Source organism: Paraflavitalea soli (assembly GCF_003555545.1).
Taxonomy (GTDB): domain Bacteria; phylum Bacteroidota; class Bacteroidia; order Chitinophagales; family Chitinophagaceae; genus Paraflavitalea; species Paraflavitalea soli.
The window spans coordinates 6,308,663-6,332,112 of record NZ_CP032157.1 but is presented as its reverse complement, the minus strand read 5'-3'; the positions used below and the strand labels follow the sequence as shown (position 1 = coordinate 6,332,112).

The 23,450-nt window shown below is 48.7% G+C and carries 19 protein-coding genes; 6 read left to right on the top strand and 13 right to left on the bottom strand.

Annotated features, from left to right (window positions below; translation table 11 throughout):
- Positions 1-78 precede the first annotated feature (78 nt).
- Entirely contained in the window at positions 79-1,131 is a 1,053-nt protein-coding gene (locus tag D3H65_RS24230; protein ID WP_119052780.1) for a glycoside hydrolase family 18 protein, read from the top strand.
- A gap of 94 nt (positions 1,132-1,225) precedes the next feature.
- Here D3H65_RS24230 and D3H65_RS24225 read toward each other — a convergent pair whose 3' ends face one another.
- The 10 genes from D3H65_RS24225 to paaA all read right to left on the bottom strand — a co-directional run bounded on the left by D3H65_RS24225 (position 1,226) and on the right by paaA (position 10,466).
- Complete coding sequence (locus tag D3H65_RS24225) at positions 1,226-1,657, bottom strand: hypothetical protein (RefSeq protein ID WP_119052779.1); 432 nt, start codon at positions 1,655-1,657, stop codon at positions 1,226-1,228.
- Between the two features lie 305 nt (positions 1,658-1,962).
- The gene (locus D3H65_RS33040) at positions 1,963-4,371 is read right to left on the bottom strand and encodes a hypothetical protein (RefSeq protein ID WP_162915792.1); all 2,409 of its coding nucleotides are present in this window, start codon (positions 4,369-4,371) and stop codon (positions 1,963-1,965) included.
- A gap of 199 nt (positions 4,372-4,570) precedes the next feature.
- A complete protein-coding gene (obgE, locus tag D3H65_RS24215; RefSeq protein WP_119052778.1) occupies positions 4,571-5,578 on the bottom strand; it encodes a GTPase ObgE in 1,008 nt (335 codons plus the stop codon).
- A gap of 126 nt (positions 5,579-5,704) precedes the next feature.
- Positions 5,705-6,307, bottom strand: coding sequence for an acyltransferase (locus tag D3H65_RS24210; RefSeq protein WP_119052777.1), 603 nt, complete (start codon positions 6,305-6,307; stop codon positions 5,705-5,707).
- Positions 6,308-6,385: 78 nt separating this feature from the next.
- Positions 6,386-6,832, bottom strand: coding sequence for a hotdog fold thioesterase (locus D3H65_RS24205; RefSeq protein WP_119054640.1), 447 nt, complete (start codon positions 6,830-6,832; stop codon positions 6,386-6,388).
- 22 nt (positions 6,833-6,854) lie between these two features.
- Positions 6,855-7,631 (bottom strand): enoyl-CoA hydratase-related protein, encoded by a 777-nt coding sequence (locus D3H65_RS24200; RefSeq protein WP_119052776.1) that lies wholly within the window; start codon positions 7,629-7,631, stop codon positions 6,855-6,857.
- Positions 7,632-7,664: 33 nt separating this feature from the next.
- Positions 7,665-8,171, bottom strand: coding sequence for a 1,2-phenylacetyl-CoA epoxidase subunit PaaD (paaD, locus tag D3H65_RS24195; protein WP_245999582.1), 507 nt, complete (start codon positions 8,169-8,171; stop codon positions 7,665-7,667).
- Positions 8,172-8,281: 110 nt separating this feature from the next.
- Positions 8,282-9,061: a 1,2-phenylacetyl-CoA epoxidase subunit PaaC gene (gene paaC / locus D3H65_RS24190; protein WP_119052774.1), complete on the bottom strand. Its 780-nt coding sequence runs from the start codon at positions 9,059-9,061 to the stop codon at positions 8,282-8,284.
- A 1-nt stretch (position 9,062) separates the two neighbouring features.
- Positions 9,063-9,425 (bottom strand): 1,2-phenylacetyl-CoA epoxidase subunit PaaB, encoded by a 363-nt coding sequence (paaB, locus tag D3H65_RS24185; RefSeq protein WP_119052773.1) that lies wholly within the window; start codon positions 9,423-9,425, stop codon positions 9,063-9,065.
- 69 nt (positions 9,426-9,494) lie between these two features.
- The gene (gene paaA / locus D3H65_RS24180; protein ID WP_245999581.1) at positions 9,495-10,466 is read right to left on the bottom strand and encodes a 1,2-phenylacetyl-CoA epoxidase subunit PaaA; all 972 of its coding nucleotides are present in this window, start codon (positions 10,464-10,466) and stop codon (positions 9,495-9,497) included.
- Positions 10,467-10,640: 174 nt separating this feature from the next.
- Between paaA and D3H65_RS24175 the strand changes: the two genes are divergently transcribed.
- The 5 genes from D3H65_RS24175 to D3H65_RS24155 all read left to right on the top strand — a co-directional run bounded on the left by D3H65_RS24175 (position 10,641) and on the right by D3H65_RS24155 (position 19,273).
- Complete coding sequence (locus tag D3H65_RS24175) at positions 10,641-11,252, top strand: RNA polymerase sigma-70 factor (RefSeq protein WP_119052771.1); 612 nt, start codon at positions 10,641-10,643, stop codon at positions 11,250-11,252.
- Between the two features lie 468 nt (positions 11,253-11,720).
- Entirely contained in the window at positions 11,721-12,836 is a 1,116-nt protein-coding gene (locus D3H65_RS24170; RefSeq protein WP_119052770.1) for a FecR family protein, read from the top strand.
- Between the two features lie 321 nt (positions 12,837-13,157).
- Positions 13,158-16,334, top strand: coding sequence for a TonB-dependent receptor (locus D3H65_RS24165; protein WP_162915791.1), 3,177 nt, complete (start codon positions 13,158-13,160; stop codon positions 16,332-16,334).
- A gap of 23 nt (positions 16,335-16,357) precedes the next feature.
- Positions 16,358-17,755 carry a RagB/SusD family nutrient uptake outer membrane protein gene (locus tag D3H65_RS24160; protein ID WP_119052768.1) on the top strand — a complete coding sequence of 466 codons (1,398 nt, stop codon included), beginning with the start codon at positions 16,358-16,360 and terminating at the stop codon, positions 17,753-17,755.
- A gap of 75 nt (positions 17,756-17,830) precedes the next feature.
- Positions 17,831-19,273, top strand: coding sequence for a glycoside hydrolase family 30 protein (locus tag D3H65_RS24155; protein WP_119052767.1), 1,443 nt, complete (start codon positions 17,831-17,833; stop codon positions 19,271-19,273).
- Positions 19,274-19,307: 34 nt separating this feature from the next.
- On the opposite strand, the gene D3H65_RS24150 is transcribed toward D3H65_RS24155, so the two are convergent.
- The 3 genes from D3H65_RS24150 to bglX form a co-directional block, all read right to left on the bottom strand.
- Entirely contained in the window at positions 19,308-19,526 is a 219-nt protein-coding gene (locus D3H65_RS24150; protein ID WP_119052766.1) for a DUF3185 family protein, read from the bottom strand.
- 86 nt (positions 19,527-19,612) lie between these two features.
- The gene (locus tag D3H65_RS24145; protein WP_119052765.1) at positions 19,613-21,118 is read right to left on the bottom strand and encodes a sulfatase family protein; all 1,506 of its coding nucleotides are present in this window, start codon (positions 21,116-21,118) and stop codon (positions 19,613-19,615) included.
- 22 nt (positions 21,119-21,140) lie between these two features.
- Positions 21,141-23,408 carry a beta-glucosidase BglX gene (bglX, locus tag D3H65_RS24140; RefSeq protein WP_119052764.1) on the bottom strand — a complete coding sequence of 756 codons (2,268 nt, stop codon included), beginning with the start codon at positions 23,406-23,408 and terminating at the stop codon, positions 21,141-21,143.
- Positions 23,409-23,450: the final 42 nt, after the last annotated feature.

Genomic DNA, 23,450 nt, shown 5'->3' with positions numbered 1-23,450 from the left:
TTATATTTAATGGCGTCGCCTACTGAACCAGGTATGCGCCCTATGTTCTAAATACACAGTTGCATTAATCAAAACACTATGCCCCACCGTAAACTGCTTTATCTGTACGCCGCTTTATTATTGACTGCTACCGCTTGTAGCAAAAGTGACTCGAACCCTATAACACCCGATCCTCCTCCGGTAGTGATCACTGCCCCACCTGACCTGGGGTTCAAAGTGGTTGGTTACTTCCCCTCCTACCGTGATCCGAATGCAGTACCGGATGTGAAGTTTCGCATGACGAATGTGGTGAATTATGCTTTCTTTACGCTGAATGCCTCCGGGGCGCTGGTGATCAATAGCCCTGCTACCTTTACTACAGTAGTAGCCAAATCAAAAGCCAACAATGCCAAGGTGATGATCAGCATCAATGGTGCATCGGCAGATTTCCGAACGATGGCTGGCACGGCTACGGGACGCAATAATTTCATAAAGCAGATCATGAGCCAGGTACGATTATACCAGGTACATGGGGTGGATGTTGACTGGGAGTTTCCCAGCACAGCAGATGGTTCTGATATTACGTATACAGCATTGATGAAGGAACTGAGTGACAGCTGCCACCGCGACGGAAAGTATTACCTGACGGCGGCCATTACGGCCGGCAAATATGCAGGTAGTTACCGGGATGCCATTAAAGCAGAACTGTTCAATTATGTAGACTGGTTTAATGTAATGGTCTATGATGATTTCAGCACTTCGGCGCCTTATAAGCATCATTCGGATATGGCGCTGGTACAAACCTGTATGAATTACTGGCTCACCACCCGCAGCATGCCCAAATCAAAATTTGTACTGGGTTTACCAGCATATGGCAGACCATCGGGCATTACGCAATCCAATACGACGTTATCGTATAGCAGTATTTTGGCCCAGGGCGGCAACCCCTTATCAGATTCAGCCATGGTTACGGCAACGGGCTGGCCAACGCCTTATATGATCTATTACAATGGCACGTTTACGATCAAAAAGAAAGCGATGCTTGCCAAACAACAGGCCAATGGCATTATGTTGTGGGAAAAGGGACAGGATGCGCATGATGCCAACTCCTTATTGAAAGCAGCCTGTGATACGATCGGCAGGGCTTATTAACGGCAATTCCCGCTTTGGCGGGACAAGCTGTGAATCGGCAACCGGCAATGAATTGCTCATTGATTGAATACGCAACAAACTTTTAATAACAATATTAATTTACCTTTCTGACTACGACTTCCTCTATCATCCGGGAGTGGGTCTTGACCTCAAAGGTTTGGATCGTATTGTTCCTGGGGCCTTTGATGATGAATTGTAGCTTATCTGTTTCACCTTGGGGCAACTGGAACTTCTTATCGAATTTCTTATCGGAATAAGTGTCCTGGTATATGACGTTGCCATCATTATCCCTGATGATCAGGAAGAATTTTTCACCGGCCTGGTTATCATATTGCACCTGGAATACAACTGATCCTTCTGGATTACCAATGTGTTTTACGGAAGCAGTGCTCACCACAGGTTCCCGTACGGCTACCAGCCTGGTTTGGGCCACAGCTACCTGTGAAAGGATGAGGAGGGCGATTGTACTGCGCACTAATTTGTTGCGGATAATGGTTTTTACCACATACACGAATAGCTTTTTCATACAAAATGGAATTTAATTGAATGATTAATAGTTGTATGCGCAAGAACCGGGGTGGTAAGCAATCATGGAGGCAGCAAAATCAGGAAGGGAAAACAATCATTGAGGGGGAGCGAATAGCGTATACTATAAAAGTACGGCATTTTATTTACCAAAGCAAATAAAGTAGGGCAAACAGGAGTTAAGTCATCATTATGTTTCTATGCAGCAACACTGACCTGGCAGCCCAAGCTACATAGAAGCTTCCACTTAGAGGTGACACCTTTCTTTCTTCGACGCAGGGGAAAGGTGTCACCTCTTATACATGTTCAAGGGATCATTCTTTTAATAAGCGCCTGGAGCTTAGGCTGTTTCAATAAACGGTTGTCCATACGCTTGAGGGTGGTATCGGAAATAAACCAGTTCATGGCATAAGGGATCTCTTTAAGGGTATCACCCCGCTTTCTTTCTTCCTGTTTTTCGGTGGGGTCTTTGTATAAGTGTACGGGATAGTATTCAGCACTATTACAACTGGAATCTCTATCAATATCTTTCAGGAAATTGATCAGGCGCTTATCATTGACGGTGGTTTGCATATCATAGGCTCCCAGCACGGTAAGGATGGGCGATGAAAGATCATTCTTCAAAGGGCCTACACTGCCCAGCGGCGCTACGCCTACGGGGCTATTGGTGATGTGCAATACGACCAGGTGCAATTTGGCCACTCTTCTTTTGAATACCTGATCGGTAGAGGTATCGGCCTGGATGAGCATGGCGCGCATCATTTCCTGTACTACGCCTGCGCCTGAGTTATCAAAATAGCCGCCATCCACAAAGTAGTGGATCAGCATACTGTCTGACTTTTTTACGCGGACCCTTTCCGGAAGCCACTGGTCTACGCGACCAGCCGGACTGATATACGGGAATCGCGCGCCTAATATGGAGGCAGTGCTGAGGCGCATATCCAGGGTATCATTGAGCACATCCAATACGTCCTCGCGGTTATTGAATATCTCTTTGTTCAACCGGATATTGGTTACTACAGCGGGATTGCCATCCTGCATGCGGGTGGTATTGATACAAAGTATGGGCAGGTTATAAGGCTGGTTGCGCAGGGCGATCATGTTGGAGAAAGGCTCGTCCATCGCTGCTTTCAGGGTGTCATTCACTTTACGGGCGCCGGCCTCAATGGTTTCTTCGAGCGCACCTGCCCTATCGGACAGGTCATCATTATTCACATGGAAGATGTATTTAAAGTAATCGGGCCCCAGCATATGGGCCAGGGTATGGGTAAGGAAATCCTGCTTCAGAAAGAGGCGTGCCGAGCGGAGGTAGGATACATCAACATCCTTCGACATTTTATTGCGCTGATAGAGCAGGGAAAAGAAAGTGGCCACGCCTACGCCTCCACCGGAGGTGCCTGACAAACAAAATACGTGACGGGAGAAAGGGTCATTGGTATGGGCAGTGGCGTCTTCCAGTTGTCCAAGTACGGAAGCGGTCCAGTAGCCGGAACGGGAAGCGCCTCCATTGGCCAGCACATAATATACGGGATAAGATCCTTTGGCGCTGTCGATAGCAGGCCCCCGGTCGGTGATCCAGTTGCGGGCATAGGTTTGTATATCCTGCCGCTGGTTGTAGATGCCGTGCCGGGCAGGGGTATCAAATCGTTTGGTACGCACGTAGTGGGTCTCTTTTGATCCCAGGAGGAAGGCTACTATAAAGATGATGAAATGGAGGTTGATGTTGAGCTTAACAGAGAGGGCGGTAATGATATTGCCAAAACCCAGCAATACGGCAAATGCCAGTAAGACCAGGGGAAAGGGCCCCAGCTGCCAGGACACCTCAATAGAACGGATGGTCATGATGTATACGATGAGGCCGCCAATGGCTACGATATTGAACCACCGGAAGTAGCCGGTCTCCGTACGGGGTATACGCAAAAAGTCCATCATGGTATACATGGCCCGGGTAATTATGAATGGTTTGGCAGGTGTAGTATTCCGGACTATTTTCTTGCGGAGATTGATGTACAGCAGAAATACAGCATGCAACAGGAGCAATACCCACAGCAGGGATAAAATAGATCCTTTGGGATTGCTGATCACCAGGAAGGCTGACAGGAGGAAGATGGCCAGCACTGCATAAAAGAGTATGCGGGAGACCCGTAGTTGCTTGGCTGAGAAGTCGCGCACGATACCATCCAGTCCCCAGGAGATGATCATTCCCAGCACAAAGAACCAGGTGGCCTTAGACGACGTGATGGCATCAGCTCCCCGTACGGGCGATTGCAACACGGCCAACTCTATCACCAGCAGACAGGCATAGCCGAGAATATGCGGAAAGATGGATAGCCAGCCGGGTGGCAGTTCAAAGTATTGGGTATTGGCCAACTTGCGGGCAGCTTCTTCGGGCGGACAATTGCCCATGATCTTTATGATACGGTCTTCCTGTTTGCTTTTTTTGAGATAGGCTACCACCCGGGCAGAATACCAGGTAACGTAGATCCAGAAGGCAATGGCGATAAAGAAGAAGGTTTTGGCCTGGTTGTTCTCTGTAAAAGAGACTATGATGTCCTTACCCTGGTTGAGGCTCCAGAAGCACCACATGGCCAGCACCAGGAAGAGGATACCGGGAAAGAAAAGCCATATAGATTTGAGGAGACGGGAAACGAATAGCAACACGATGGTACACAGGTACCAGGTAGTTCTGACGAACTTGGAGTCAACAATTGACATAAGACAGGCATTGGTTAGTAAGGTCCCAAAGCTAGAATAATTATGTGAAACAGCTACCGGCTCCTGCTGTGGCGGGACAAGTTTTGAGCGACGAGCTACGAGCGTTGAGTAGGGCACCACAATCTTTGAGCGAAAAGAATACGTATAACGTGCACAGCCTCCATGGGTATGGAGGCTGTTGTTGTATAAGTGGAACTATTTAGATCTTGTTATTCTCTTCATTCAGCACTTTCCAGAGCAGGTCTTTCAGCTCAGAGATGCCTTTTTGGGCAACAGATGAAATGAAGATATGGGGAAGGGTTTGGGGGAGCTCTTTGCGGATGGCTTCTTTAAGTTCGTCGTCCAACATATCGCTCTTACTGATGGCGATGATAAATTGCTTGTGCAGCAGTTCGGGATTGTATTGTTCAAGCTCGTTGACAAGTATCTCGAATTCCTTTTTATGATCGCTGCTATCGGCAGGGATCAGGAATAAAAGCACGGGGTTGCGTTCGATATGGCGCAGGAAGCGATGGCCGAGGCCTTTTCCTTCGGCAGCGCCTTCAATGATACCGGGCAGATCGGCTATACAAAAGCTCCTGTCATTGCGGTACTCTACCATGCCCAGCTGGGGGTTGATGGTGGTAAAAGCATAATCGGCAATCTTGGGTTTGGCAGCCGTCATTACTGACAAGAGGGTAGATTTACCGGCATTGGGGAAACCTACCAGTCCTACATCGGCCAACACTTTAAGCTCCACCACTTTCCAGGCTTCTTCACCTGGCTCGCCAGGTTGGGCATGTTCCGGAGCCTGGTTGGTAGCGGTAGCGAATTCAGCATTACCCAAACCACCTCTGCCACCTTTGATCCAAACGATCTCCTGACCATCTTCCAGTATTTCGGCTTCGGTCTCACCTGTCTCCTCATCACGGGCAACGGTACCCAGCGGCACCTCGATGATAACATCTTTACCGCTACGGCCAGAGCAGTTGTTGCCACTGCCGCTTTCACCGTTTTCGGCCAGTACGTTCTTATAGTAACGAAGGTGTAATAAAGTCCAGAGGTTCTTATTTCCACGAAGAATAATATGGCCACCTCTACCGCCATTGCCCCCGTCGGGACCGGCCATTGCATTGAATTTAGTACGCATAAAGTGCTTACTACCAGCACCTCCATGTCCACTGCGGCAAAATATCCTGATCTGATCTACAAAGTTTGTCTTTTCCATTGCGAGGGGCAAAGATACGGCAAAATGTTCCGGGTTTCGGGGTTTGGCGTTTCGGGTGGCTACCGGAGGATTGCTGCCGCGGTTTATCCAGACCCGGGAGATTTAAGATGCTTGAAAAGCCAGGGCCTATTTTGTTTCGTTTTTGATACTGTTCCAGGTTTGATATAAAGCTTCCTGGGAAGGTCTCACGGCAGGTATTTCGCACAGGGGTTCGCAGGGCTCCCAATGCTCCTGCATTTCGCCGGGAAGGGCCTGATACAGGCGTGTGCCGGCCGTTTTCCAGTCTACCATATCATCGCTCACCTGTTTGATGATCCGGGCGGGATTGCCCATCAATAAGCTCCGGGAAGGTACTTTCTCATTGGCCTTGATGAAAGACAAAGCACCCACCACGCATTCATCGCCCAACTCCACATTGTCCATAATAACGCTGTTCATCCCAATAAGGCAATTCTTTCCTATGACAGCGCCATGAATAATGGCGCCATGACCAATATGAGCTCCTTCTTTGAGCAAAACGGTAACCCCGGGAAACATGTGGATGGTACAATTTTCCTGCACATTACACCCATCTTCAATAATGATCCCACCCCAATCGCCCCGGATAGCTGCTCCTGGACCTACATACACATTTTTTCCGATGATGACATTGCCGGTAACGGCGGCCTGGGGATGAATAAATGAAGAGGCATGGACCACGGGAATGAAGCCTTTGAAGGAGTAGGTCATTTTTGATTACTGATTATTAATTATTGGATTATTAGCAAATCGTTACCCTTATTGGTGGCAGTGATTATTGGCCTTTGTTTATACTTCGCCGGTTTCGGGTTGGATATTGACCAGTTCCTTACCGGTCCTGAAGCAGGTGCCTTTGAATACGGCTACAGACTGGTTGTGCTGATTGGTAACATTGATCAGGTACAAACCTGTACTGCGGCCATTGTGCATCTCTTTGGCTTCGGCGGTAAACACATCACCCGGCATACCGGATTTGGTAAAGGTGATGGACACATCCAATGCCAGGGAGAGGTTATTGCGGTTATTGCAGGCAAAAGCCAGGGCGCTATCGGCCAGGGAGAAAGTAACACCGCCATGTATCACGCCAAAGCCATTGAGCATCTCCGGACGGAGTGTCATTTTTAATTTGCTGTATCCTTCGCGCACGGCGACGACCTCTATACCCAGCCATTGACTAAATGCATCGTGCTCCATCATTTTATCAACTACCTGTTGTGCCAACTGATCTGCCTGCATGTGCTGTGCTTGTATGGTTTGATTATTTGCCCTTGAATTGGGGTGTTCTTTTTTCCAGAAAGGCATTGACACCCTCTTTGTAATCATCGGTGAGGGCGGCCTGTTGCTGGAGCTGGTCTTCCACGGCCAGCTGCTGTTCATAGTTGTTGGTGAAGGACTGGTTGAAAGCCTGTTTGATGAGGGCCAGTCCCTGGGTAGGCATTTGTGCCAGTTGCTGCGCCAGCTGGAGGGTAGCAGAAGCAAATCCTTCGCCGGCAATCACTTTATAGATCATGCCCATGCGTTCGGCTTCTTCGGCCGATATCTTATCACCCAGCATTGCCAGGGCCGAGGCTTTTTGCCAACCAATAAGACGGGGCAGGAAATAGGTACCGCCACTGTCGGGTATCAGCCCCAGTTTGGAAAAAGCCTGTATAAAAGAAGCAGATTGTGCAGCCACTACTATATCACAGCACAAAGCTATATTGGCGCCTGCACCGGCCGCTACGCCATTTACGGCTGCAACTACGGGCTTGGGCAGTTTTCGAATGCGGTCGATGATGGGATTGTAATGTTCGCTTAGGATCTGCGTCATGGTGGGGCCATCGGTTGCAACGATCTCGGCCAGGTCCTGCCCGGCACTAAACCCTTTGCCGGCGCCGGTAAGGTATACGCAACGGATTTCCTGCAGGGAAGCACATTCATCCAGTTGCTGCTGCAGCAATAAGGCCATCTCCCGATTAAAAGCATTGAGTTTATCGGGGCGATTGAGGGTAATGACGGCCACATTATTTTCAATTTGAAAAAGTACAGATGACATGAAGGTAGATTGAAGAATAAAAGTAGGTAAGTTTTAATGGCATTTAAAATAATCGAATGGTTCCTGGCAGTCGTTGCACTGGTACAATGCTTTACAGGCGGTAGAACCAAACTCGCTGATGCGCCGGGTATGGAAAGACCCGCATTGCGGACAAGCCACGGCTTCCTCTTCTGCAAACAATTGAACATTGCACACTTGTTGTACGGGATTGGGTGGTGCAATGCCGTAAGCTGCCAGTTTTTGTTTGCCGGCCTCGCTCATCCAGTCGGTAGTCCAGGCAGGAGACAACACTTGTTTGATGGTTACATTTTTGAAACCCTTTTCCAGTAATAGCAACCGGATGTTGATGCTGATAACGTCCATTGCCGGGCAGCCGCTGTAAGTAGGCGTGATGGTGACTTCCACAGCATCATCCGGCCCGGTTTGGATGTCGCGCACGATACCCAGGTCAATAATGGACAATACAGGTACTTCCGGATCGGTGACCTGCTCCAGTAATGACCAGAGTTCAGTTGTTGATATGTGTGATGTGGCGGTCAATATAAAATTCGTTTGCTCCGATAAGAGATTCCTCCCTGCGGTCGGAATGACAAAAAAGAAAGTCAAATAACAAAAAAAGAAAGAGTCGAAGTGGCAAGGATCAAGAGCCATTACCACTCAGCACCCGGATAGGCACGTTGCATGTATTGCATTTCGGCCAGTATAAAACCCAGGTGTTCGGTATGCCGACCGGATTTACCACCGGTATGCATCCAGGCCTTTGCATCTTCCTTCACGGGCAGGGTAGCTTCCTGTAAAACTTCCTGCACCTTCTCCAGCCAGGGTTGTTGTAAGGCCGTGACATCAACCCCTATGCTTTCAGCAACGGCCGCTGTTTCGTAATCAGCCGGTATAAAAAATTCGCCGGTATAACTCCACAATGTTTCCAGGGCTTTCTCCATGCGCTGGTGACTTTCTTCGGTACCATCGCCCAGGCGAATGACCCACTCACTGCTCCACCGCACATGGTAGGTTACTTCCTTCAATGATTTTTCTGCAATGGCAGCCAGGGTAGCATCCTTCGATTGCAGCAGTTGCGCATAGAGCAGTTGCTGAAACACGCTGAAAAAGAGCTGGCGGAGGATGGTTTGGCCCCAATCGCCATTGGGCAATTCGGTGATCAGGCAGTTCTTAAATTCCCGTTCTCCACGCAGGTAGGCCAGTGCATCTTCGGTGGTGCCGCCACCTTGCAGGGAGGCCGCATATTGATACAGGCTGCGTGCCTGCCCGATGAGGTCAAGGGAGATATTGGTAATGGCAATATCCTGTTCCAGCACGGGGCCATGTCCACACCATTCGCTGTTGCGCTGCGACAGGATGAGGGTATTATCGGCCAGGTTCAGAATATAGTTGACCAGTTGATCAGTTGAAAAGTTGACAGGTTGCTGCATACTACATATGTTTCAATTCGTCGGGCAGGTCATAAAATGTAGGGTGACGGTACACTTTATCGTTGGCGGGTTCATAAAACTCACCGGCATCATCGGGATTGGAAGCATGGATGAATTTGCTTTCCACCACCCAAATGCTAATGCCTTCTGACCGGCGTGTATATACATCCCGGGCATTCTCAATAGCCATCTGTGCATCGGCTGCCTGTAAACTGCCTACGTGTTTGTGATCCAGGCCCTGCTTGCTGCGGATGAATACTTCCCATAAGGGCCAGTCGGCGGCAATGGATTTGTTTTCATAGGAAACTCCTCCATTCTCCTCGGGTATATCACCATAATAGTATTTGGTTATCCTTAAGTTCATTATTATTAATTACTAATTATTTATTATTGGGTTACTGAAGCCTTGGCAGCCTTCAACTATTTATCAATATCAAGCTGCCTTCACTTCCTGTCTTGCCTTTCGTTTTTCTGCATGGGCAGCGGCGGCATCGCGTACCCAGGCGCCTTCGTCCCAGGCTTTGCGGCGGGCTTCCAGCCTTTGCTTGTTGCAGGGGCCATTGCCTTTCACTACATTCCAAAATTCTACCCAGTCGATCTCGCCAAAATCATAATGGCCTCTTTCGGCATTCCATTGCAGGGCAGGATCGGGCAGGGTAACATTCAATATTTTAGCCTGCTCCACAATCATATCTACAAACTGCTGCCGCAATTCATCGTTGCTCTTGCGTTTTATTTTCCAGGTCATGCTTTGGTCGGAGTGGGTCGATTCACTGTCTTTAGGACCAAACATCATGAGGGAAGGCCACCACCAACGGTTGATGGCATCCTGGCACATGGCCTGTTGTTCGGGTGTGCCTTTGGAGAGCACGAGTAATATTTCAAATCCCTGCCGCTGGTGAAAGCTTTCTTCCTTGCATATGCGTACCATCGCCCGGGCATATGGGCCATAGGAAGCACGACAAAGCATCACCTGGTTGAGAATAGCCGCCCCATCTACCAGCCATCCAATGGCGCCAATATCGGCCCAGGTAAGGGTGGGATAATTAAAGATGGAAGAGTATTTGGCCTTACCGCTGTGCAGGTCTTCAATGGTCTGGTTGCGGGTAGTGCCCAATGTCTCTACAGCGGAATAAAGATATAAACCATGACCAGCTTCATCCTGCACTTTGGCCAGCAGGATAGCTTTGCGTTTGAGGCTGGGCGCCCGGGATATCCAATTACCCTCGGGCAACATACCCACGATCTCGCTGTGAGCATGTTGACTGATCTGCCGCACCAATGTTTTACGGTAGGCGTCGGGCATCCAGTCCTTAGGTTCTATCTTGATTTCCTGGTCGACTTTATCCTGAAATATTTTTTCCAGTTCCTGCACAGACATGGTGACAATGTTTAAGTGTTCCAAAGATAATTATTATTTGCAGTTTCGCTAACAGTTGTTAGCTTATTGTTTTGTTGTATTTTGCATACTAAAGCAGCAGAAAAAAGCCCTGGAGTGTCGAATGATAGTGGCAGGGCACGCTGAAATGCCTTATTATTGAAAAGATTGCACTGACTTGTTTGTTAACGATTGCCGAACATGGAGCATCATCAGGATCATGAATTTGCGTATAGAGAGCCATTGCTGCAAAAGGTAGCATTGGGTGACCAGCTTGCGTTCCGTGAGCTGTACCATATATTTCATAAACGGCTACATTACTTCGCTTTTGCGCTGGTGAAGACGAAAGAAGCTGCTGAAGAGATCGTAGAAGATGTTTTTATCCGGCTTTGGAACCAGCGGGCAACGATTACTGAGATCAACAACCTGAAGATCTACCTCTACACGGCCACCAAGAATACAGCGTTAAATTATCTATCGCGGAAAGCAAGGGAAAGCATCATTGAACCCTTTGACAATATTGATATTGCGCTGCAGGAAACGGGGGTTTCGCCAGAGCAGATCATGATCACGGCCGAGATCTACCAAAAGATACGGCAAGCGGTGGATGCGCTCCCTCCGCGCTGTAAAATGATCTTTAAGCTGATCCGCGAAGATGGCCTCCGCTACAAGGAGGTATCTGAAATCCTGAATATTTCGATCAATACGATTGATGCTCAAATGGCTATCGCCATTCAACGGATCACGGAAGCGGTCCGGAAAGACTTTGAGAAGTTTCCCCGCAGTAAATCTTCTACTACTAAAAAAGGGTAAGCCTGCCTTCGCACCTCGCTATCTTATTAACCACCTGCATTATTTTGCTATTTCTCTAGCCTGCCCGATGCGGCAACTTCAATAATATTGATATATCCATACTATCTTAAGCAGGGATTAAACAGGGACCAAAGACGGATCAAAGACGGACCAAACTCGGACAAAAGACGGATAAAGGGCAGGTATGCAGCCTGTCTAATCCGTATTTATAGTTACTTTCTTTCAAATTTGTGCTATTTATGTCACAGATAAGACAGATATTTCCTCACCGTAAGAAGCAACTACTTTCGCCTACATTAATGACATTATTATCAATGTATTACAAGCTATTGAGCTCTCCGGACAGATAATAATCCTGCCTTTCCTGCTGCGAGTTTTTTCAGTTTGCAGCATTTCTTAAAAAAAAGTTAACAAGGTCTTAGTAGATGGTTTTAAAATGCTTGTCTTATGTACAAAGCTTGCCATTAAATGTCCCAGCGTATTTATGAACTGGTTGCCCGTAAACTGTCCGGAGAAGCCTCAGCGGCGGAACTGGAAGAGCTACAGGGCTACCTGCAGCAAAATGGCGACGACCAGTACATTTATGAAATACTGTCTTCTTACTGGCAACAACATCCCGATCTATTCCAGGAAGAAGCCAACGACGAAGCAGAAAGATTCCAGCGTATCCTGGATGCCTCTGATCACCCTGGCTCTACTCCCTTAATAGCCATTCCTGTACCCCCAAAAAAAGTGATCCCGCTGCGCAGATGGCTTTCCTATGCCGCTATTATCATCGCCCTGGCAGGCAGCGCCCTTGCTCTCTACTGGTTCAATAAAGGGCCACAAAAAAAATCACCCGATCTGCTGGCAGCCAATACGGCCATCAATGAGGTAGTAGCAAGACCAGGCAGCCGGTCAAAGCTGGTATTGCCGGATGGTACTCAGGTATGGCTGAATGCCGAAAGCCGGATCACTTACCACAACAATTTCAACACGGATCAACGGGAAGTAGACCTGGAAGGGGAAGCTTTTTTTGATGTAACGCATGATGCACAAAGACCTTTCACAGTACATACTTCGGGTATCGATATCAAGGTATTGGGCACGGCATTCAATGTAAAATCCTACGCCTCGGATGAAACGATAGAAACTACGCTGTTAAGGGGCTCCATTGAAGTAGTGCGAAAGAATGATCCGGCTGCACCTAAAGTGATCCTTCGCCCGCATGAAAAGCTGGTATTCAATAAAGAGGAATTGATGGACAAGGATGTGAGCACGGACAAGGCCCTGTCATCGGCTACCACACCGCTGCAAGCCGGTATTTCGGTGACGATGCTTCCCAAAAACAAGCCTGACAGCATCATCAAAGAGACTTCCTGGCTGTACAATAAATTGAATTTTGATGGAGACAGTTTTGAAGAGCTGGCGGCCAAAATGGAGCGCTGGTACGATGTGAAGATCGTGATCAACAATGAACGGCTAAAGCACACCCGGTTGAAAGGAAGTTTTGAGAACGAAACTGTGCGACAAGCGCTGGAAGCGCTCCGGATCATTACGCCCTTTGAATACCGGGTGGAGGGAAGAGAAGTGGAAGTGAAGTGAGCGGCAGTCGGTCCCGCCCCTTGGCGGGATGAATCGGCAATGAATCCGTAAGTTTTTAAAAAGCTGACAAATGGCTAGTTACTATAGAAGTTAATGGCCTGAAACCCTGTTGGAGCAGGGGATTAAGACCAGCTATATAAAAAAAATGGGATCCCGTTGGAGCGGAATCCCGTTAAGGCAGTACAGAATCCTGGAATAAGATCTGGTAAATCGGTCCGGGGTTCTGATTTGATCACCTTAAAGCGTAAATATATGAAAAAAAGTACGCCTCCCGGGAGGAGGTATGCACTCGCCCCATCGCTCTTTAAACTGTTCGTGATTATGAAGATTACACTCTTCCTCATTGTACTAAGTGTTTGCCATGTACATGCCAATGTGTATGGGCAGGGAAGCATTACACTGAATCTGCAACAGACTTCCATCGACAAGGTTCTCAACAAGATTGAAAAAGCAGGCGGATTCCGGTTCCTCTACAATTATGACCTGAAAGCGCTGAAGACAAAGGTGAATGTGGATGTCAGGAACTCCAGCATCCGGGAAACGCTGGATAAGATACTTTCGAATACAGATCTTACTTACAAGCTGCTGGACAATAACCTGGTAGCCATTATTTCACAAACGAAGGAGAAACAGGAGATCCGTATTACGGGCAAAGTAACAGGCCCTAACAATGATCCGCTTTTTGGTGTATCGGTACAGGTAAAAGGCACCACTACTGGTACTTCCACCAATAACGCCGGTGAATTCAGTATCACAGCGGCCGAAAACGCTACGCTGAAATTCTCCTACATCGGCTATTCAGATAAAGAAGTGGCGGTGAACGGCCAGAATGTAGTGAATGTAGAACTTACCCCTTCCGAAGTACCGCTGGACCAGGTAGTGGTGGTAGGATATGGCAGCCAGCGCAAAAAAGATATTACAGGCGCTGTATCGGTAGTCAAAGCTACTGACTTCGACAGCAGGCCGATCGTAAGTGCTGCTGCCGGATTGCAAGGTCAAGCTGCGGGTGTGAATGTATTTGCCTCCTCGGGCAAACCGGGCTGGGGTCTCACGGTCAGTGTACGCGGCAATACTTCGCTCACGGCTAAGAATGATCCCTTATATGTAGTAGATGGTGTGATCGTTAACAGCATCGACTTCATTAATCCCCAGGATATTGAAAGTTTCTCTGTACTGAAAGATGCGTCTTCTGCCGCCATCTATGGCGCCAGCGGCGCCAACGGTGTAGTACTGATCACCACCAAGAAAGGTACCTCCGGCAAAGCCAAAATAACACTGAACGCGTATACGGGCTTTTCCAAATTCGCCAAGAAGATCGATGTGTTGAACAGTGATCAATACCTCACACTGGTAAAATCAATGGGCTATACTGATCCCAATAACAACAATACGGATTGGCAGGATGTAGCCTTCGGTACGGGTAAAGAACAAAATATACAAGTGGCTGTATCCGGTGGCAATGCCGGTAACCGCTATTATATTTCCGGCGGCTATCAAAAACAACAAGGTGTGGTAGCGCCCGCAGATTACGATCGTTACTCTGTACGCGCCAACCTGGAGAATAAAGTGAAGGATTGGCTGAATGTAACCACCAACCTTACTTATTTAAGGTCTGAGTTTGTAGACATTACGGACAATGCCGGTGGTGCGCGGGGTGGTACTATCCTCTCTACGCTCAGCTCGCCTCCTACTCTCGGCATTTATAAACCTGATGGCACGTATACCTCCAATGTAAACCAGGGCAGCTGGGAAAACCCCATCGCTATGGCATTTGGTGCCGACCAGAAAAGTATCGACAACCGTGTACTGGGCAATATCATGGCCGATTTCAGGATCATACCGGGGCTGAACTTCCGTTCCAACTTTGGTATCGAATCACAAAGTAGCCGCTGGGATAAGTTCCAGGACCCTTATATGACAGACTATGGAAGGTCGGTAAAGGGTGTGGGTTATTCTACCTCTACGCAACGTTTTGTATGGCTGTTTGAAAACACGCTGAACTATACCAAGAATTATGGTGATCATACGCTCACTGCTTTGGTGGGTCATACGATGCAGGAGAGTGATTATAAATTCAGTTCTGCAGAGGGCCGTGATTTCCCCAATGCTTCTGTACGCACGCTCAATGCAGCCAAGATAAGGATCAGTTTGCCCACCACGATGGCACAATGGAGCAAGCGCTCTTACCTGGCCAGGCTCAATTATTCTTATAAGGACAAATACCTGCTGACTACCAACCTGCGCTACGATGGCTCCTCACGTTTTCCTAAAGACGAACGCTGGGGCTTATTCCCATCTGTGGCGGTGGCCTGGCGTATCAGCAGTGAAGACTTTATGGCCAGCAACAACCTTTTCTCGGACCTGAAACTGCGTGTGGGCTGGGGTAAGACTGGTAATGATGCGATTGGTGATTATGACTACTATGGTCTTTTCTCTCCTGATGGTGCTGGCGGATTTACCTTCAACAACCTGCCCAAGGATGAGCTTACCTGGGAGAAGACCACGCAAACAAACGTGGGTATCGATGCGAGCTTTTTGAACAACCGCCTGAATGTAACGATCGACGCCTATATCAAAAAGACGGATGACCTGCTGGTGGCTGTACAGCCTCCTCCTTCTTCCGGCTTTGGCAGTCAGACCTACAATGTAGGTGCTATTGAAAACAAAGGGATTGAATTTGCCGTGAATGCCGTTGCCATCAACAGCAAAAGCCTCCGGTGGAATATCAACGGTAATATCTCTTTCAACCGCAATAAGGTCACCAGCCTGGGCGCCTTTACCACCAGCATTCCTTATGGTGCGGTATATGAACGGGGCAATGCGATCCGTGCAGAAGCAGGCAAACCATTGGGCTCCTTTTATGGATATGTATCAGAAGGGGTAGACCCGGCCAATGGTATGATGAAATATGCGGACCTGGATAAGAGCGGCGGACTTTCTGATGGCGACCGTACCTATATTGGCTATGCACAACCTGATTTCATTTACGGCCTTACGAATACGCTGAGCTATAAGGCTTTTGAACTGAATGTATTCTTCCAGGGTATCCAGGGCAATGATATCTTCAATGCCTCCCGCATTGAAACAGAAGGGATGTATGATTCCAAGAATCAAAGCACCAAGGTATTGAGGCGCTGGACAGCAGCCGGACAAAACACGGATATCCCCCGGGCTACAGGTGGATCAGCCGGCGCTCCTGCAGGCTATTCCAATGACTATAACACCTTCGTATCCTCCCGATTTATAGAAGATGGTTCGTACCTGCGTTTGAAAGCAGTAACACTGAGCTATAAGTTTGGCAACAACCTGTTGGAAAAAGTAGGTATCAGCCGCATGAACTTTTATGTGACTGCACAGAACCTGTTTACGATCACCAATTATTCGGGCTTTGATCCGGAAGTGAGCCAGAACAGTCCAAACGGTCCAGGCATGGGTATCGACTATGGTACTTATCCGCAATCACGGTCTTTTATTTTTGGTGTAAGAGCTGATTTTTAATGTAACCTTTTAAAGCAAGAGCTATGAAACGCTTTTCATATTATATAGCAGCAGGCCTGGTTGGTATTGCCAGCTTCAGTTCCTGTACAAAAGATTTCCTGGAAAAGGAACCTATTTCCGATGCCAAGCCGGATGGTATCACCGCTGAACCATTGCTGGAGGGCGCATATGGCAATATCTTTGATGAATATTATACGCTCGACTTCCTGGTGAATGGAGATGTGATGGCAGACAATGCGTATGCCGGCGGAGACAATGCGGCCAATTTCAGTATTGACAAGTATACGGTGAATGCCAATAACGGCAACGTAAAGCGCGACTGGAGCTACCTGTATACGGATATCAAGAACTGCAATATCGTATTGACCTATGTGCCTGAGATCAAGGACAGGGCATTGACAGAAGAACGCCGTCAGCAAATACTGGGGGAGGCTTCCTTCTTAAGGGCCTGGCATTATTTCAACCTGATCAGGACCTGGAAAGAGATACCGATCATCCTGGAAGTACCAGGTACTGTATCTGAAATGTTCCCTAGCAAAAAAGGAGCAGAAGAGGTGTATGCGCAGATCATTAAAGACCTGGAGTTTGCCTTGCCAAAAGTGCGGCAGACGGTGCCCAACAAAACGCTGATCGGCAAAGGAGCCGTGAACGCCCTGCTGGCAAAAGTATATGCCCAAAAACCCAACCCCGACTGGGCCAAAGTAGTGCAGTATGCCGACGCAGTGACTGCGCTTGGTTATGACCTGCTGCCCAATTATGCGGACCTGTTCCTGACAGCCACTACCAATAGTGTGGAGTCTATCTGGGAAACACAGTATGATGGCTCTGTACGTCAGAACTGGCTTACGGGTATGAATACACCGTTCATGTGGGGCGACTGGAAGAAGTTCAATATTCCTTCCCACACTATTGTGAAGGCCTGGGATGCGGAAGGTGATGCAGTGAGAAAGAATGCCAGCATTACTTATGTTAATCCTTCCTGGACAGATGACTACTGGCCCAAACCTACACCAGTGATCTTCAAATACCGTGATCCGGATGCCAAGAGTCATACCTTTCGTTTGCGGTATGCTGATATCCTGTTGATGAAAGCAGAGGCGCTGACAGAGTTGAACCAACTGGACAATGCTACGGGGGCTCAATTTTATGTAAATAAGATCAGGAAACGTGTAGGATTGGGCAACACACCTGCTACTACACAAGCAGCGCTGAGGCTGGCTGTAGAAAAAGAACGTCAACTGGAACTGGCCTTTGAAGGTCAGCGTATGTATGACCTGATCCGTACGGGCCGGGCTGTAGCAGTGATGAATGCACAGGTAGATGGCAATGGTACGCCGCTGAATTATAATGTAACAGCGGACAAATTGTATTTCCCGATATCTCAGGATGAGATCGACCGGAATCCGAATATTAACAAATAAGCGTGTATTGACTTACAGAAAGGTGGGCGACTATAGAAACCCACCTTTCTATTTTACATCAAAACCCTATTGTACATGCAATCGCGCATCCTTTTTTTTGTAATGCTCACCTGGCTGGCCAGCTGCAGCTGCTCGGGTAAGAAAGGAGATGATGGTGGCGGTGGCAATCCTCCGCCCAATCCTCCCGCTGGCAATCCTGATGTGGCAGCCTGGATGACGACAGGTGATCAAACAGCCTTGTTACAAAAACAAACGATAGTACTGTCGTTTGGCACTACGGCCAATGCTTTCCCTTTTATTGATGTAGACAGCACACAGCAGTATCAAAGCATTGATGGCTTTGGCTATACGCTCACAGGCGGCAGCGCTTATGTGATCAACCGCATGAACGCAACGGATAAAACCAACCTGCTGAAAGAGCTCTTCGGTACGCAGGAAAACGCGATCAGCGTGAGCTACCTGCGCCTGAGCATTGGCGCCTCGGACCTGAGTGCTTCTGTATTTACGTATGATGATATGCCGGCAGGGCAAACGGATGTGAACCTCGATCAGTTTAGTCTTAACCCCGATAAGACGGACCTGATCCCCCTGCTGAAAGAGATCATTGCTATTAATCCTTCCATCAAATTCCTGGGCAGCCCCTGGACACCGCCGGTGTGGATGAAGGACAATGGTCTTTCTGTTGGCGGAAGCCTAAAGCCGGAATATTATAGTGTGTACGCCAAATACCTGGTGAAGTATATCCAGCAAATGAAAGCGGAAGGTATTACGATTGATGCCATCACGCCGCAAAATGAGCCGCTGCATGCGGGCAATAACCCGAGCCTGTACATGACTGCCGCTCAGCAAGCTGATTTCATCAAGAACCACCTGGGGCCAGCTTTCCAGACGGCCAGCCTGACAACGAAGATCATTGTCTATGATCACAATTGTGACCGGCCCGATTACCCGCTGGCCATCCTGAATGATGCAGCTGCCAAACCATTTGTATATGGCAGCGCCTTTCACCTGTATGCAGGAGATATCAATGCTTTAACGCAGGTGCACAATGCACATCCGGACAAACACGTGTACTTCACAGAGCAATACACGGCTTCGACGGGCGGCTTCGACGGGGACCTGAAGTGGCACCTCAAAAATGTAGTGATCGGCGCTACGCGCAACTGGAGCAAGACGGCGCTGGAATGGAACCTGGCCAACGATCCCAGTTTTGGGCCTCATACGCCCGGTGGTTGTACCACCTGTAAAGGAGCGCTCACGATTGGCGGAGCAGCTACGCGTAATGTAGCTTACTATATCATTGGTCATGCATCTAAATTTGTGCCTTCGGGCTCAGTACGCATTGCCAGCAATATTACCGGCAGTCTGCAGAATGTAGCCTTCCTCACGCCTGGCGGGAAAAAAGTATTGATCATCTCCAATGATGGCAATAGCCCGGAGACCTTCAATATCCGGTTCAAAGGGAAATGGGTGACGCATTCGCTGAATGCGGGTGCTGTAGCGACCTATGTATGGTAAGGATGAAAAGGAGACAGGGCATTATGCCGGTTACTTACGCATTGCTCTTTCGGGAAAGCATCACGGCGCCCACAATCAAGGCCACCACACCGGCGCCCATCATGACATAGCCTGTAGTGGTATTGCCTTTGTCTTTGGCACTGAGTTCCAGGTCACCGATCTTAATATTGGCTTTATTGTCATCATATTTCTGGTAGCCAAAGTAGCCCAGCAAAATGCCGCCTACGATTAGAAGAATGCCAAGGATGCGCATAAGTTAATGTTTACTCAACCTATGCAAAACACATACCCCGGGCAAGGTGGCCCGGGGTATGGTATAATGTATTCACTGTGTTGGCTTTAGTATGTGTTCCGGAACTGGTGATCAATTCTTCCCGGTGGCTGTTTGAGAGGGATCTGAAGGCCATTGGTGGTTTCCAGCCACTGAAACAATTCCTTTTTGAGCTGCTGGCCTGTTTTCCGCAGGCTGGTATCGCGTATCAGGTTATTCATTTCGTAGGGGTCCTTTTGCAGGTCATACAGCTCGTTGATATCCCACACTCCATGATTATAAATATACTTGTATTGATTGGTGCGGATGGCAAATACGGTGGGTGTTTGCGGAAAGGAGGCCTCCCAGTAATATTCATAAAAGACCCTATCACGCCAGGGAATTTGCTTTCCGCATAGCAGATCAGCAAAAGAGCTGCCCTGCATATTGGCGGGTTTGGCAATACCCGCCATTTCCAGGAAGGTAGGGGCAATGTCGATATTCATAATGATCTGCTGTACCACACTACCTGCTTTTACAAAGCCTGGCGCCCAGCATAGAAGGGGTACACGCATGGATTCTTCATAAGCATGGCGCTTGTCAATCAGACCGTGTTCACCAAATGAAAAGCCATTATCACCCATATACACCACCATGGTGTTTTGTTCCAGACCTTGTTCTTTCACCCAATCCAATACGCGCTGAATGCTTTCATCTACGGCCAGCAGTGTTTCCAGGTAATTGCGGTAAAAGTCGTTGAACCTGATATCGCCATGGTACATATAATCAACCCCATGCCAGCTATACCGCTGGCGGCGCACCCATTGGGGAATGTCTTTGTAGTTAACGGTAGTGGCCGGGGCGGTTACTTCGCCATATACTTTGCTGCTATCGGTAGCAGTTAGGTACATAGAAGGCGGGCACACGATCGGCAGGTTGGCATATCTACCAGCATGCCGCCTGGCGGGTTTGAACTCTGCATGCACTCCCTTGTGGGAGAGGTAAACAAAGAATGGTTTTTGCTTATTGCGCTGGTTGAGCCAGTTGATGGCGTTGTCGGTAAGCAGGTCGGTGGTGTAACTGTCTTCCGGCTGTTTTACCCGCTGGCCATTGATATTGAAAGTAGGATTGTAATAAACACCCTGCCCCTGGAAGCTTACCCAATGATCGAAGCCGGGCTGTGGTTTATCGTCGGTATTGCCCATATGCCATTTGCCCAGGAAAGCCGTTTGGTAACCGCTCTTCTGCAGGTATTGGGGAAAGAAGGTAAGGTTGGCCGGCAACGCGGCTTCATTGTCCACGACGGTATGTGTATGCGCATATTGACCAGTTAAAATAGAAGCCCGACTGGGAGAGCAGAGGGCTGTGGAAACAAAAGCATTGGCCAGATGGGCGCCTTCTCTGGCCATGCGGTCCATGCCGGGTGTTTGCAGTCCTTTGATCTTATTCATGAATCCCATGGCATCATACCGGTGATCATCGGCCAGTATGAAAATGATGTTTATAGGCCTGGTGCGGGCGGTCGATTGAGCCTGTCCGGCGGTAAGGCAAAGCAGAAAGCCTATACTAAAGAACAGGCAGTGTCGATTCTTCATTGCATGCGTGATTGGGTTGCTGTTATTTCAAACTGAAAGCAGCTTGCTTCACCTCCTGAGAATTGGTACCTACAAATACATGGAAGTCGCCGGGTTCAGCCACCCATTTGAGGTCGCTATTGAAAAACTTCAGGTCTTCCACCGTGAGGGTAAAGCTTACTTCGCGGCTCTCTCCTTTTTTGAGTGTTACCTTTTCAAAACGACGCAATTGTTTTACGGGCCGGGTAATACTGCCCACCAGGTCGCGGATGTACAGCTGCACGGTTTCTTCACCCTCTACATTGCCGGTGTTGGTCACATTGACGGTAACCTGCAATTTATCGGCTGGGGTGATGGATGTTTTGCTGAGTTTAATATCTCCATAACCAAAGGTGGTATAGCTAAGGCCATGTCCAAAAGGATACAGGGGCGAATTGGGCACATCGAGGTATTTGGAGGTATATTTCTGGTTCTCGTCGTAGGGACGGCCGGTATTCTTGGCATTGTAATAGATGGGCACCTGACCTACATTGCGGGGAAAGGTCATGCTGAGCTTGCCGGAGGGGTTGGCTTCGCCAAACAATACATCGGCAATGGCCGGGCCTGCCTGGGTACCACCAAACCAGGTCTCGAGGATGGCTTCCATATTCTGGTCTTCCCAGGAGAGGGTGAGCGGGCGGCCATTCATGAGCACCAATACGATGGGCTTGCCCGTTTTCTTCAGGGCTTTCAGGAGTTCCACCTGGTTGTCGAGCAGGCCGATCATGCTACGGCTGGCAGCCTCACCGGTCATACCAAAAGCTTCGCCCAATACGGCTACCACTACATCGGCCTGCTGTGCCGTTTGCACCGCTTCGGCAATCAGCTGATCGGGCGTTTTTTCATCGGGCACGATCTGGCCATCATGGTCGTTGAGCCTTTTGCGCAAGCCGGCATCGTCTACCAGGTTACAACCTTTGGCATATAAAAACTTATCGGCTCCAAACTTCTGTTCCAGTGCGGCCCAGATGCTGACGGCTTTCTTATAATCGCCGGCGCCACTCCAGTTACCGATGAGGTTACGTTGATCCTTTACGAGGGGGCCAATAAAGGCAATCTTCTTTGCAGCATTCAACGGCAGGGCCTGGTTGGCATTCTTCAGCAGTACCATGCTTTTGATGGCTGCTTCTTTGCTGAGCAGGATCTTTTCGGCATTCATGATCGCCGTTTTATTGCGCGCTTCATTCACATAGCGGTAAGGATCATCAAATAAACCCAACTTGTATTTCTGCTCCAGTACACGGCGGCAGGCTGCATCTATCACCGCTTGTGAAACTTTACCTGACTTCACCAGGTCGGCGCCATAATTCAGAAATATCTCACCCACCATATCCATGTCTACTCCGGCATTGAGGGAGAGCTCTCCTACTTTCTTCGCATCGCCCATACCATGGGCCATCATTTCATTGATGGCGGTATAGTCGGTCACGATCATTCCTTTGAAGCCCCATTGCTTGCGCAGCAGATCGGTGAGCAACCATTTATTGGCGGTAGCGGGTATACCATCTATTTCATTGAAGGAAGTCATTACGGTGGCTACGCCTGCATCGATGGCTGCTTTGTAGGGAGGCAGGTATTCATTGTACATCTTCACACGGCTCATGTCGACGGTATTGTAATCCCTGCCGGCTTCTGCAGCACCATACAAAGCAAAGTGCTTTACACAAGCCAGGAGTGTGTTGTCATGGACATAATCCGTACCCTGGTAACCTTTTACCATGGCCCGGGCCATTTGTGAACCCAGCCAGGGATCTTCACCGGCTCCTTCACTGACACGGCCCCAGCGTGGATCGCGGGCAATGTCTACCATGGGAGAGTAAGCCCAGTTAAGCCCATCGGCAGTAGCTTCATCAGCGGCTGCGCGGGCGGTACGCTCTACCAGTTTGGGGTCCCAGGTGGCCGACAGGCCAAGGGGGATGGGGAATATGGTGCGGTGACCATGTATCACATCATAACCAAAGAGGAGGGGTATCTTTAAGCGGGTTTCATTGACGGCAATGTCCTGCAGTTTGCGCACGGCTACTGGTGTGTAGGTATTGAATACACCCCCTACCAGCCCCTTCTTAATTTTATCTTCCACGCCCTGGCTCAATATAGGGCCTGTCACATCAAAACCAACGGATGGCAGGTTGAGCTGGCCTATCTTTTCTTCCAGTGTCATCTTCTGCATGAGGGCGGTAATGAACTGGTTCATTTTAACCTCCTTGTTCAGCTGGGCATTCGCTTGCAGGCAAGCTATCAGCATAGCAAGCGTACATAATTTTCTGAGCATATGCGCTTATTTTATATAATACCGGTTAATCCTTTCCGGTAA